13 protein-coding genes and 1 pseudogene are annotated in these 12,279 nt (G+C 42.3%); 11 read left to right on the top strand and 3 right to left on the bottom strand.

Going from position 1 to position 12,279, the window contains the following annotated elements; genetic code table 11:
- Nucleotides 1–224: pseudogene (locus EDC44_RS09310) on the bottom strand (transketolase); the annotation flags it as partial.
- 205 nt (nucleotides 225–429) lie between these two features.
- Entirely contained in the window at nucleotides 430–897 is a 468-nt protein-coding gene (gene nrdG, locus EDC44_RS09305; RefSeq protein WP_131977868.1) for an anaerobic ribonucleoside-triphosphate reductase-activating protein, read from the bottom strand.
- Nucleotides 898–1,088: 191 nt separating this feature from the next.
- Here nrdG and pstS point away from each other — a divergent pair, with 191 nt between their 5' ends.
- From pstS to EDC44_RS09255, 10 genes are all read left to right on the top strand, one after another.
- Nucleotides 1,089–2,129 (top strand): phosphate ABC transporter substrate-binding protein PstS, encoded by a 1,041-nt coding sequence (gene pstS, locus EDC44_RS09300; protein WP_131977865.1) that lies wholly within the window; start codon nucleotides 1,089–1,091, stop codon nucleotides 2,127–2,129.
- A gap of 165 nt (nucleotides 2,130–2,294) precedes the next feature.
- A complete protein-coding gene (gene pstC / locus EDC44_RS09295; protein ID WP_131977862.1) occupies nucleotides 2,295–3,248 on the top strand; it encodes a phosphate ABC transporter permease subunit PstC in 954 nt (317 codons plus the stop codon).
- Entirely contained in the window at nucleotides 3,245–4,096 is an 852-nt protein-coding gene (pstA, locus tag EDC44_RS09290; protein ID WP_131977859.1) for a phosphate ABC transporter permease PstA, read from the top strand. Before pstC ends, pstA begins: the two co-directional genes overlap by 4 nt.
- 13 nt (nucleotides 4,097–4,109) lie before the next feature.
- Entirely contained in the window at nucleotides 4,110–4,886 is a 777-nt protein-coding gene (pstB, locus tag EDC44_RS09285) for a phosphate ABC transporter ATP-binding protein PstB (protein WP_131977856.1), read from the top strand.
- 56 nt (nucleotides 4,887–4,942) lie between these two features.
- Nucleotides 4,943–5,632, top strand: coding sequence for a phosphate regulon transcriptional regulator PhoB (phoB, locus tag EDC44_RS09280; RefSeq protein ID WP_131977853.1), 690 nt, complete (start codon nucleotides 4,943–4,945; stop codon nucleotides 5,630–5,632).
- A 2-nt stretch (nucleotides 5,633–5,634) separates the two neighbouring features.
- A complete protein-coding gene (phoR, locus tag EDC44_RS09275) occupies nucleotides 5,635–6,912 on the top strand; it encodes a phosphate regulon sensor histidine kinase PhoR (protein ID WP_131977850.1) in 1,278 nt (425 codons plus the stop codon).
- A 56-nt stretch (nucleotides 6,913–6,968) separates the two neighbouring features.
- Nucleotides 6,969–8,366: a DASS family sodium-coupled anion symporter gene (locus tag EDC44_RS09270; RefSeq protein WP_131977847.1), complete on the top strand. Its 1,398-nt coding sequence runs from the start codon at nucleotides 6,969–6,971 to the stop codon at nucleotides 8,364–8,366.
- A 38-nt stretch (nucleotides 8,367–8,404) separates the two neighbouring features.
- Nucleotides 8,405–9,022 carry a glutathione S-transferase family protein gene (locus tag EDC44_RS09265; protein ID WP_131977844.1) on the top strand — a complete coding sequence of 206 codons (618 nt, stop codon included), beginning with the start codon at nucleotides 8,405–8,407 and terminating at the stop codon, nucleotides 9,020–9,022.
- A gap of 139 nt (nucleotides 9,023–9,161) precedes the next feature.
- On the top strand, nucleotides 9,162–9,821 hold the full coding sequence (gene hxpB / locus EDC44_RS09260; RefSeq protein ID WP_131977841.1) for a hexitol phosphatase HxpB: 660 nt from the start codon (nucleotides 9,162–9,164) through the stop codon (nucleotides 9,819–9,821).
- An 84-nt stretch (nucleotides 9,822–9,905) separates the two neighbouring features.
- The gene (locus tag EDC44_RS09255) at nucleotides 9,906–10,277 is read left to right on the top strand and encodes a YgiW/YdeI family stress tolerance OB fold protein (protein ID WP_131977838.1); all 372 of its coding nucleotides are present in this window, start codon (nucleotides 9,906–9,908) and stop codon (nucleotides 10,275–10,277) included.
- A gap of 61 nt (nucleotides 10,278–10,338) precedes the next feature.
- Here EDC44_RS09255 and mioC read toward each other — a convergent pair whose 3' ends face one another.
- A complete protein-coding gene (gene mioC / locus EDC44_RS09250; protein WP_131977835.1) occupies nucleotides 10,339–10,791 on the bottom strand; it encodes an FMN-binding protein MioC in 453 nt (150 codons plus the stop codon).
- Nucleotides 10,792–10,896: 105 nt separating this feature from the next.
- On the opposite strand from mioC, the gene trkA reads away from it, so the two are divergent.
- On the top strand, nucleotides 10,897–12,273 hold the full coding sequence (trkA, locus tag EDC44_RS09245; RefSeq protein ID WP_131977832.1) for a Trk system potassium transporter TrkA: 1,377 nt from the start codon (nucleotides 10,897–10,899) through the stop codon (nucleotides 12,271–12,273).
- The last annotated feature ends 6 nt before the right edge of the window (nucleotides 12,274–12,279 follow it).

The raw sequence follows: 12,279 nt of genomic DNA, 5'->3' as shown, positions 1-12,279 counted from the left end.
AACAAGCTATAAATTAACATTGAGCCATGACCGTTTGAAAGCACAAAGCGGTCACGGTCCGCCCATTTCGGGTTGGTTGGATTATGTTTTAAAAACCCGCGCCATAACACTTCGGCGATATCCGCCATGCCCATAGGCGCACCCGGGTGTCCTGATTTTGCTTTTTGCACTGCGTCCATACTTAAAAAGCGGATTGCGTTTGCTAATTCTCGACGATTTGCCATATTTACTCCTGAAAAATAAAATTAGTAATTAAGTAATTTTTGCATTTTACACTATTTTTTTTGCAAAGTGCGGTGATTAATTCGATAGGTTTTTATTGAGTAACAAAACTGTGATCTAAGTCACGTTTTCTTGTGAGGAAGTAAATCTGACAGACAATAGAGAATGTAGCTTTATGATAGAAAAAATCGGAAAACCGACCGCACTTTAGACTTTAAAACGGTAAATAACTTGATTGGCAGATCCCCGCCACACTAAGCTGGGATCCGCTTCGGCTTGAATAAATTTGCCGTCAATCAGCACATCGATGTAAGGTAGCATTTGTCGTTGATACTCATCTAACTCCGCCAGCCTGTAGCCTGTCCAGCACCAAATGTCTTTATCGGGACATTCTTGTTTTAAACGCTGTACAAAAGGCAGTAATGTTTCCACATTACGCGGATGCAGCGGATCGCCGCCGGATAAAGTCAAGCCTTGACGTTTAATGCGGGTATCTTTTAGATCCTTGATAATTTGTTGTTCCATACTTTCATCAAAAGGTACACCTGCACTGAATGACCAGCTTTTTTGGTTATAGCAACCTTTACAGCCGTGCGTACAACCGGACACGAACAAGGTGCAGCGAGTGCCTTCGCCGTTCACAATATCGACAGGATAATATTGAAGGTAGTTCATCGTTGATTGAGTATTTGGATATAGGATGCGGTTTATTCTAACATATTTGTTATAAAAATGACCGCACTTTCTCGGTGCTATGGCGAGAGCTTTTTCGGCAAAAATTTATTTGTCATAAAACTGTAACATTTCTTGCGTAATATTCCCCCCGAACAACGTAGTAATCCATTCCAACTTTACAAGGTGAATATATGTTAAAAACAAAATTAAGCGTGTTAGGACTTTCTTTAGGTTTACTTTTCGCAGCACAAGCTCAAGCGGGGGATACAATTACCGGTGCGGGTGCATCTTTCCCTTATCCGATTTATGCGAAATGGGCTTCTCAATATGAAAAAGAAACCGGCAATAAAGTGAATTATCAATCTATCGGTTCCGGCGGAGGGCAGCAGCAAATTATTGCGAAAACTATTGACTTCGGTGCCAGTGATGATCCGATGAAAGCGGATAAATTAGCCGATAATCAATTAGTACAATTCCCGGCCATTATCGGAGGTACGGTGCCGGTAGTGAATATTCCCGATGTTGCGGCAGGAAAATTGAAATTGTCCGGCACAGTATTGGCAGATATTTTCTTAGGCAAAATCACTAAATGGGACGATGCGGCAATCAAAGCATTAAATCCTGATCTTAACTTACCCAGCAAAACCATTATTGTGGTTCACCGTTCCGACAGTTCCGGTACCACATTTGGTTGGACGAATTATTTAGCCAAAGTATCAAGCGATTGGAAAATGCAGGTAGGCGAAGGCAAAGCGGTGAAATGGCCGACCGGTCAAGGCGGTAAAGGTAATGAAGGTGTGGCGGCGTATGTGCGTCAATTAAAATATTCTATCGGTTACGTAGAATATGCTTACGCCAAACAAAACAACTTATCCTGGACTTCATTACAAAACCAAGCGGGTGAATTTGTGCAACCGTCTAAAGACAGTTTTATGTCCGCCGCATCAAATGCGAAATGGAATGAAGTTGCCGGTATGGGGGTTGTATTAACCAATGAACCCGGTAAGCAATCTTGGCCTGTAACGGCGGCAAGCTTTATTTTAGTCAACAAAGTCGCAGAAAAACCGGAACAAACCAAAGCCGTATTTAAATTCTTTGATTGGGCGTTTACTAAAGGTCAGGATACCGCACTTGAACTGGATTATGTGCCTATGCCGCAAGAAGTCGTCAAACAAATTCAAGCAAGCTGGAAAGCTAATGTGAAAGATACCAAAGGTCAGGCTGTATGGTAATGCTTTTGATATGAACGGCATAATGTAGGGACGGCATAAGCATAATGTGCTGCCGTCCCTACAATAAAAGAGCGGTCACAAAAAACAACGTTTTTTGAGCGTTGGCTCAGCCAACGGCTCCGGTAGGGGCGAGTAATCCGCCGTTAGCGGATTAGGAGTAATATAATGAAAAATTTATCAAAAGAATTGCAATCCCATCATTGGCAGGAAAGCGGATTTCGCGGTGCCACTCGAGGCTTTGCAATTTTTGTATTTTTGCTGTTAGCAGCAATTTTGTTATCTTTGGTTGCAGGCAGTTGGGAATCTATCAGTAAATTCGGTATAACATTTTTGTGGACAAACGATTGGGATCCGGTAAACGGTAATTATGGTGCGGTTGTGCCGATTGTCGGTACGGTGGTTTCTTCATTAATCGCATTATTGCTCGCAATTCCGATTTCTTTCGGCATTGCAGTATTTCTAACCGAATTGGCACCGGAATGGCTGCGTCGGCCAATCAGCTTAGCCGTTGAAATGTTAGCGGCAATTCCGTCGATTATCTACGGTATGTGGGGATTGTTTGTCTTTGTTCCTCTATTTCAAGAATATATTCAACCGCACTTAATCAAGTGTTTGAGCGGTTTACCCTTTGTGGGCGTATTATTTTCCGGTGCACCTTTCGGTATCGGCTTATTTACTGCGGGCTTAGTGCTTGCCATTATGATTATTCCGTATATCGCCTCTGTGATGCGTGATGTGTTTTCCGTCGTTCCGCCGATGTTAAAAGAATCCGCCTACGGACTGGGATCAACCACATGGGAAGTAATTTGGAAAGTGGTGTTGCCTTACACCAAAACCGGAGTAGTCGGCAGTATTATGCTGGGCTTGGGGCGTGCCTTGGGCGAAACCATGGCGGTGACTTTCGTAATCGGTAACGCATTTCGCCTGCCGGAATCGATTTTTTCACCGTCCACCTCCATAGCTTCGGCTATCGCAAACGAATTTAACGAAGCGGGCGGATTACAAAAAGCGGCGTTAATGGAAATCGGTTTGCTGTTATTTGTCATTACTACCATTGTATTAGCCTGCTCACGCTTAATGATTGCCCGCATGACCAGAAAAGAAGGACGTAAAGTATGAGTCGTTACAACAATACCCGTTTCCAATACCGTAAACTCCGCAATAAAGTGATGCTCAGTTTATCCTTTTTCGCCGTGATATTCGGTTTATTTTGGTTAACGTGGATTATCTCCACCTTGATAACCAAAGGGATTCCGGCAATGTCTTTGGAACTATTCTTAGAAAAAACACCCGGCCCCGGCGAACAAGGCGGTTTGGTAAATGCTATTTTAGGTTCAGGCTTAATGCTGGTGGTTGCGACCTTAATCGGTACACCTATCGGTATTTTAGCGGGAACTTATTTGGCGGAATACGGCCGTTACAGCAAACTGTCATCGGCTACCCGTTTCTTAAACGATATTCTGCTTTCCGCCCCTTCTATTGTTATCGGATTGTTTATTTACGCAGTTTATGTGGCACAAGTACAACATTATTCCGGTTGGGCGGGGTCGTTGGCATTAGCGATTATTATGATCCCCATTGTGGTGCGAACCACTGATAATATGCTCTCGCTCATTCCGAACAGTTTACGGGAAGCAGCGGCGGCACTGGGTTGCCCGCAATGGAAAGTAATCATTATGATTTGTTATCGTTCGGCGAAATCCGGCATTCTTACCGGTATTTTACTATCCGTAGCACGTATTGCCGGGGAAACCGCACCACTATTATTTACTGCACTTTCTAACCAGTTTATTTCTTCGAATATGAATAAACCCATGGCGAATTTGCCGGTAGTGATTTATCAATATGCCGCCAGCCCCTTCCAAGATTGGAATAATTTAGCTTGGGCAGGTGCAACCTTGATTACTCTATTTGTGCTCGGCATTAATTTAATTACCCGTTTATATTTTCAACCGAAAAAACGTTAAGGAATAGTTTATAATGAATAATATCGTCCCTATCAGCGACAGCAAATTAACCGTAAATGACTTAAATTTCTACTATGGAGATTTTCACGCATTAAAAAATATTAATATGCGAATCGCAAAAAATAAAGTGACCGCTTTTATCGGTCCGTCCGGTTGCGGTAAATCTACTTTATTACGCACATTGAACCGAATGTATGAACTTTATCCAGGACAAAAAACGACCGGTGAAATCCTGTTGGAAGGTGAAAATTTACTTACATCCCAAACAGATATTTCAATTATCCGAGCCAAAATCGGTATGGTGTTCCAAAAACCGACACCGTTCCCGATGTCTATTTATGACAATATCGCCTTCGGTATCCGTTTGTTTGAAAATCTAAGCAAATCGGAAATGAATGACCGCGTGGAATGGGCGTTAACCAAAGCGGCGTTATGGAATGAGGTGAAAGACAAACTGCACCAAAGTGGCGATAGCTTATCCGGCGGCCAGCAGCAACGTTTATGTATCGCCCGCGGCATTGCGGTGAAACCGGAAGTGTTATTATTGGACGAACCTTGCTCTGCATTAGACCCGATTTCCACCATGAAAATCGAAGAATTGATTTCCGAGTTAAAACACGATTATACTGTGGCTATCGTTACCCATAATATGCAGCAGGCAGCCCGCTGTTCTGATTATACGGCATTTATGTATTTGGGCGATTTAATTGAATTCGGTGAAACCCGCAATATTTTCGACAAACCGCAAAACAAACGCACGGAAGATTATATTCGCGGGAAAATGGGTTAAGTGTAAATTCTCTCCCGTTTACAGGAGAAAAACCACGAAAGGACAGAGAAGGGAAAGTGACAGAAAAAATTCTAGTAGTGGAAGACGAACGTGCAATCCGTGAGATGATTGCATTGTATCTGAGTACCCGAGATTATCATATTATTGAAGCCGGCGACTACCAAAGTGCGGTCAAAAATTTAAATGAAAATCCACAGCTGATTTTATTGGATTGGATGCTGCCGGGGCGTTCCGGTTTGCAGTTCATTCAATATCTGAAAAAACAGGATGAAATCCAACATATTCCCATTATTATGCTCACTGCCCGTAGTGCGGAAGAAGATTGTATTCAATGTTTGAATGCCGGTGCGGACGATTACATCACCAAACCGTTTTCACCGAAAATTCTGCTTGCCCGCATAGAAGCGGTATTACGCCGCACCTACGGTCAGCACAGTGATGTGATTGATATTGATGGCTTGCAGCTTGATCAGGCGGCACAACGAGTAATGTTCCAACAGCAAGAAATTAGTTTGAGCTGTACGGAATTTAAATTACTGCAATTTTTTATGCAGCATCCGGAAAAAGTGTACAACCGCGATCAGTTGCTTGATCATATTTGGGGCGACGATATTTATGTGGAAGACCGCACGGTAGATGTATACATCCGCCGTTTACGCAAAAGTTTGGCGGGTTGTCAGTTTGATCGTTATATTCAAACGGTGCGGGGAACCGGCTATCGTTTTTCCAATCATTTTCAGGATTGATGATGAAAACCAAACAATCTTTTTTACAGCTGTTAGCGGAACTAATGGTTGCAGCAGCTATTTCGTTATTATTGAGTTATTTCGCCCAATCTTTCTTTTTATGGTTTTCTATCGCCTTAGTGTTGTTGCTGGGCTGGCATCAGGATAATGAAATCAAACTGGTTCGTGCGTTAAATCCGAAAGAGCAAAAAGCCAGCATTTGGGATGGTTTTTCCCAGACGATCGCCTATTATCGCAGCCAAAACCGACAAGAAAAAATCAAAGCATTACGTCTGCTTTCCAAGCTCAATAAAAACATTCAATATCTGCCGAATGCGATTATGATCTGCGAAAAAAGCGGTGATATTTTATGGTGTAACAATGCTTCACAAGAATTATTTTCTTTCTATTGGAATAAAAAAGCACAAAAGAATATTTTTAATATTATTTTCTATCCGGAATTCCAAAATTATTTCAATCAGACCCAGCATCCACGTCCTTTAGTGTTGGTGACCAATATTCAGCAGTATTTGGAAATTAACATCACCCCTTACGATGATGATACGTTTATGGTAATTGCAAGAGATATCACACAAATGATCCGCGTGATGCAGTGGCGACAAACGTTTTTAGCCAATATGAATCACGAACTCCGTACACCGCTCACCGTTTTGCAAGGTTATGTGGAAATATTGGCAGAAGATGATAACGGCAGTCCTGTGCAACAGAAAGCGGTACAAGCAATGCAGCAACAATGTCATCGAATGACCAATTTGCTCAATGACTTGACCACACTGGCTAAAATCGAAATGTCTAATAATGTGCAACATCACAAAGTTAATTTATCGGAATTAATCAAATCTTTGGAAAAAAACACCGCACTTTTAAACCAATATAACCAACAAATTATTTTTGATATCGAACCTAAACTGATTGTGCGGGGCGATGAAGGTCAACTGCAAAGTGCAGTATCGAATTTAATTTACAATGCCATTAAACATGCCGGTGAAAACAGCAAAATTAGTATCAGCTGGCAACGGGAGCAGGATAAAGGTATTTTTGCCGTGCAGGATAACGGTGTTGGTATTGCGGAACAACATCTCGCTCATTTGACCGAACGTTTTTATCGGGTGGACGAATCCCGTTCCAACAAAACCGGCGGCAGCGGTTTAGGGTTGGCAATTGTTAAACACGCCCTGGAACATCACGGTAGCAAACTTAATATTGAAAGTGAAATCGGACAAGGCAGTCGCTTCTGGTTTGAAATAAAATTGGAAAACATCAATAGCGAATCCGCCTAATATCCACTATAATAGTGACGTTTTTCTAACCCATTATTATAACTGAGGATAAATCAATGTCTCCGCTATCACCCAGTGTGCCAAGCAAATTATCGGTGGGAAAAAACTCTACCATTTTTATTTTGGACGTCATTCTTTTTCTATTACTGATTAACTTTTTACCTTTCACTCCCGAAGCCAATCGAGGTCTTGCCTTACTGGCTTTTGTGGCCATTTTATGGCTGACCGAAGCAGTACACGTTACCGTGACTGCTATATTAGTGCCGTTATTGTCCATTGTGTTGGGGCTTGCGACAACTAAAAGTTCTCTCACCGCCTTTTCCAATCCGACAATTTTCCTTTTTTTCGGCGGTTTTGCCTTATCTACGGCATTACATATCCAAAAACTGGATCGATTAATTGCCGACAAAATCATGCAATTGGCCAAAGGGCGGTTATTTTTAGCCGTGATTTATATTTTTATTACCACCGGGTTCCTATCCATGTGGATGAGTAATACCGCAACGGCAGCAATGATGTTACCGCTCGCGTTGGGTATTTTAAGTAATTTAGATCGCGAAAAAGATCACAATACATACGTGTTCGTATTACTCGGAATCGCTTATAGTGCCACCATCGGCGGAATGGGCACATTAGTCGGCAGCCCGCCGAATGCGATTGTTGCCTCGGAACTCAATCTCACCTTTGCGGATTGGTTATTGTACGGCACACCGGTCATGATGGTTTTATTCCCGTTAATGGTTGCTACGCTTTATATCATTTATCGACCTAAATTAAGCATTCACTTTTCTCACCAATCCGAAAGTGTACCAATGAACAAAAAGCGTTATCTCACGCTGCTTATGTTTATTGTTGTAGCACTTTGTTGGATTTTCAGCAGCAAACTTAACCCGATTATTTCATCTTTGTTAGGATTAAAAACAGAAATCGGCAATTTTGATGCCGTGATCGCATTATTTGCCGCAGTATTCATTTGTGTGACTCGTATCGCATCTTGGAAACAATTGCAAGAAGGCACCGAATGGGGCGTGCTCTATTTATTCGGCGGCGGCTTAACCCTCAGTGCGGTTTTAAAAGACTCAGGAGCCAGCCAAATTCTTGCAGACGGTATCGTTTTCCTTATTCAAGGCGGACATTATTATCTTATCGCGTTAATGGTTGCCTGCTTTATTGTGTTCTTAACGGAATTCACTTCCAATACCGCCAGTGCCGCATTATTAGTACCGATTTTTGTTTCTATTTCCGAACCGCTCGGCTTACCGCCGCTTGGTTTGGCATTAATCATCGGTATCGGTGCATCCTGTGCCTTCAGCTTACCGGTGGCGACGCCGCCGAATGCGATTATCTACGGTAGCGGCGAAGTGGCCCAAAAAGAAATGCTGAGAGCCGGTATTCGTTTAGATCCGTTATGTATTTTAATGTTGGCGACTTTTGCCTATTTGTTCTGGTTCTAATCGCATTCTGACAATATGATTAAAAAGGAAAAGATTACATGAAACTTTATTATTTACCGGGAGCCTGTTCAATCGTGCCGCATGTGGCATTAGAATGGATCGGCAAACCCTATGAAGCAATAGCCGCAACACGCGATGAAATTAAAACGGCGGAATATTTGACCTTAAATCCGTTGGGAACTGTGCCGCTATTGGTGGACGGTGATTTGGCATTATCGCAAAACATAGCGATTGTCAGTTATCTTGACAATTTATCACCGGAAACCAAATTATTCGGCAGTACGACCGTACAAGACAAAGCCAACGCAATGAAATGGTTGGCATTTTGCAATGCCGATTTACATAAAGCATTTACACCATTATTCCGCTTACCGGCCTACGCCGAAAGCAATGAAGCACTCACTAACGCAGTGCGTCAAGCCGCCGCAGAACACGTGTTACGTTTGCTGACCATTGCCAATGAGCATTTAAGCCGTCATATTTATTTCGGCGAACAAATTTCCGTGGCTGACCTGTACTTATACGTCGAATTACGTTGGTGCAAAGCACTCGGCTTAGATTACAGCCCGCTAACGCAATTAGAGCCATTCTATAAACGCGTCGGTGAAAATCCCGCTGTACAAGCCGTGTTAAAACAACAAGGTTTACAGCCATAGTCATCCAATGACATTATTCGGTTATTTCCGTATTGCCAAACAAATCGAGCAATAATATTCCAAGAGCAGTTCAGAAATGGACTGCTCTTTTTTGCTCGGATAGGATATAATTTCAACACATTTTATTTGGAGTAACACAATGCAGAAAAAAGCGTTTATTTTTGATATGGACGGATTGATGATCAATTCCGAACCTTTATGGCAACAATCCGGTGTGGATGTAATGAATAAATACGGTATTCCCGTTACACATGAAGATTTAGGCAGCTGGCGGGGCTCGCCAGTGCCGGTGCTCGTAGAAAGAGCTTGTACAAAATACAAAATTTCACAAAATCAGACCGCACTTTCTGAAGAATACCTGGCTTATGCCATTGATATGATTTGCAATGCCAAACCGTTAATGCCTTATGTCAAAGAAACCTTGGCATTGTTGGCAAATAATAATATTCGTATGGCAATCGCTTCCGCCTCACCGCGTTATATGTTGGAAAATATTATTGAAAGTTGCGACATTGCCGAATATTTCGAATGTATTTCATCTGCACACGAATTACCTTATAGCAAACCGCACCCGGCAGTTTATTTGGATGCTTGCGAACAGTTAAAATTATCGCCCGCACAATGCGTCGGTTTGGAAGACTCTCAAGTCGGCATGATCGCCGTGAAAGCCGCTTCAATGACGTGCATTGCCGTGCCTGATACGGAACAATTCGATTTGCCGGTGTGGTCTGTTGCAGATGTGAAATTACGCGATTTATCCGGCGTTAATGAGATATTGCTCGAACAATTAAATAAATAATTTTATCTTAAGTTTTTTTTAAGAATTCTATGCTGTAATACCGCTACTCAACGATGACATTTATTTTATTTAGGAGATCTTATTATGAAAAAATTATTATCAATCATCGCATTATTTGCCATTTCAAGCTCAGCAATGGCAGGATTTAACAGCAATGAACAAAATCAAACAAGCGGCGGTTTTGTCGCTCAACCGGAAAAAATCACTGTCGCTCAAGCATTGAAAGCAAAAGATGACACCTATGTAACGCTGGACGGCGTGATAATCAAACAATTAAAAGATGACGACTATTTATTCCAAGATGATACCGGTTCAATTAAAGTAGAAATCGATGATGACGTATGGCAAGGGCAAAATATCGGTCCGCATGATAAAATCCGAATTACCGGCGAACTCGATAACGATTGGAATGAAAAAGCAAACATCGACGTTCAACGTTTACAAAGAATAAAGTAATATGATGCAAAATAGCTGCTTCATCAATGGTTTGAGGGCGTATTGAATACGCCCTTTTCTATTAAAGTGCGGTCAGATTTTCCACAAAATTCGACAACCAATTTTCCGCATCGGCATCCGGATCCTGTGTCGTTTTCATATCAATCCGCAAAGATTCACAAATTTTGACCGCTCTTTTCGCATCTAATATATCTTCCACTTCATCAACGGATTGGCAGAAAGTATCGTAATCGGAGTTGCCTAAACCGATAACCGCAAAGTGTAAATCGGCAAGGTTAATATCTCGTGCCGCCAAGGTTTCAAATAATGGTTTGATATTATCCGGTAGCTCGCCCGCACCATGCGTGGACGTTATTACCAGCCAACGTTTTTCATCGATCACATCATCTAACGCTGCCCCGTGTTCAAGACGCGTTTCAAAGCCTTGTTGCTGCAAACAGTCTGCAACGTGTTCGGCTACATATTCCGCACTGCCTAAGGTACTGCCTGTGATAATACAAATTTTCTGTGTCATTTTTTATCCTAAAATAGAGAATCAGTTCACAGATTTTAGTTTGCTTTGATGATTTATGCCAGATTTTTTGTTATGCTGTTTTCAGCAAAATTAAGGGCGAAATAGATGAAAATAATTATTCTCGGTGCCGGGCAAGTAGGTACTACGCTTGCAGAAAGTCTGGTGAGTGAAGACAACGATATTACTTTAGTAGACGGTGATGCAGAATTGTTGGCAAACGTGCAGGATAAGCACGATCTCCAAGTGATTACCGGGCTGCCGTCATCACCGCGGGTGTTGCGGGAAGCGGGGGCTGCCGATGCGGATTTATTGGTGGCGGTGACAAAATCCGATGAAACTAATATGCTGGCTTGTCAAATTGCTTATACCTTATTTAATACACCCACAAAAATTGCCCGTATTGGCGGCAGCGAATATTTGAGGGAAAAAGACAAATTGTTTCACAATGCCGCCGTGCCGGTGGATCATGTGATCTCGCCGGAAAAATTAGTGACCGGCGATATCGTGAGATTGGTGGATTATGCCGGGGCATTGCAAGTAGCACATTTTGCTGATGAACAGATCAGTATTGCTGTGGTGAAAGCCTATTACGGCGGACCGTTGGTGGGCTATGCAATCTCGGCCTTGCGGGAACATTTGCCTCACATTGATTGTCGTATTGTGTCGATCTTGCGGCAAGATAAAGTGATTCGACCACAAGGTTCCACTATTATTGAAGCGGGGGATGAAGTTACTTTTATTTGTGCGACACCGCATATAAAAGCGATTATGGCAGAATTGCAACGTCTTGAAAAACCCTATAAAAAAATTATGATTGTAGGGGGCGGTAATATTGCCATCGGTGTAGCATCTGCGTTAGAAGAACATTGTACGGTGAAATTGATCGAGCGAAATGCAGAACGGGCAGAAACACTGGCAGAACAGTTACAAAAAACCTTGGTATTCCATGGCAGCGCCTCGGATCAATCTTTCTTATTTGAAGAACATATTGAAAACATAGATGTTTTTATCGCACTAACCAGTGATGATGAAGCTAATATCATGTCAGCGTTACTGGCAAAACGGTTGGGTGCCAAAAAAGTTATGGTGCTGATTCAGCGTATGGCATATATCAATTTAGTGCAGGGTGGCACCATTGATATTGCCGTTTCGCCGCAACAAGCCACGATCTCGGCCTTGCTTACTCAAGTACGCAAAGGCGATATTGCCAATGTAGTATCGTTGCGGCATGGTTTGGCTGAAGCCATTGAAATTGTCGCTCACGGTGATGCCGCCACATCATCAGTTATTGGACGTCAAGTTGGTGAAATTAAATTGCCTCAAGGGGCTATTATCGGGGCAATTCTGCGCCATGGTTATGTAATTATCGCGAAAAAAAGCGTGGTGATTGAGAATGGCGATCATGTGATTGTGTATCTCAGTGATAAAAAATCCGTACCGGATATTGAAAAACTGTTTCAACCATCGCCATTTTTTATTTAAAAAAGC

It is taken from the genome of Cricetibacter osteomyelitidis (genome assembly GCF_004340985.1).
GTDB classification, from domain to species: Bacteria; Pseudomonadota; Gammaproteobacteria; order Enterobacterales; family Pasteurellaceae; genus Cricetibacter; species Cricetibacter osteomyelitidis.
The sequence above is the reverse complement of the archived record's forward strand: the minus strand, read 5'-3'. Positions and strand labels throughout refer to the sequence as shown.

What these genes read in the sequence shown, in the direction of transcription:
- nrdG (WP_131977868.1), bottom strand. Translation starts at nt 897, where the DNA reads ATGAACTACCTTCAATATTATCCTGTCGATATTGTGAACGGCGAAGGC.
- pstS (WP_131977865.1), top strand. Translation starts at nt 1,089, where the DNA reads ATGTTAAAAACAAAATTAAGCGTGTTAGGACTTTCTTTAGGTTTACTT.
- pstC (WP_131977862.1), top strand. Translation starts at nt 2,295, where the DNA reads ATGAAAAATTTATCAAAAGAATTGCAATCCCATCATTGGCAGGAAAGC.
- pstA (WP_131977859.1), top strand. Translation starts at nt 3,245, where the DNA reads ATGAGTCGTTACAACAATACCCGTTTCCAATACCGTAAACTCCGCAAT.
- pstB (WP_131977856.1), top strand. Translation starts at nt 4,110, where the DNA reads ATGAATAATATCGTCCCTATCAGCGACAGCAAATTAACCGTAAATGAC.
- phoR (WP_131977850.1), top strand. Translation starts at nt 5,635, where the DNA reads ATGAAAACCAAACAATCTTTTTTACAGCTGTTAGCGGAACTAATGGTT.
- EDC44_RS09270 (WP_131977847.1), top strand. Translation starts at nt 6,969, where the DNA reads ATGTCTCCGCTATCACCCAGTGTGCCAAGCAAATTATCGGTGGGAAAA.
- EDC44_RS09265 (WP_131977844.1), top strand. Translation starts at nt 8,405, where the DNA reads ATGAAACTTTATTATTTACCGGGAGCCTGTTCAATCGTGCCGCATGTG.
- hxpB (WP_131977841.1), top strand. Translation starts at nt 9,162, where the DNA reads ATGCAGAAAAAAGCGTTTATTTTTGATATGGACGGATTGATGATCAAT.
- EDC44_RS09255 (WP_131977838.1), top strand. Translation starts at nt 9,906, where the DNA reads ATGAAAAAATTATTATCAATCATCGCATTATTTGCCATTTCAAGCTCA.
- mioC (WP_131977835.1), bottom strand. Translation starts at nt 10,791, where the DNA reads ATGACACAGAAAATTTGTATTATCACAGGCAGTACCTTAGGCAGTGCG.
- trkA (WP_131977832.1), top strand. Translation starts at nt 10,897, where the DNA reads ATGAAAATAATTATTCTCGGTGCCGGGCAAGTAGGTACTACGCTTGCA.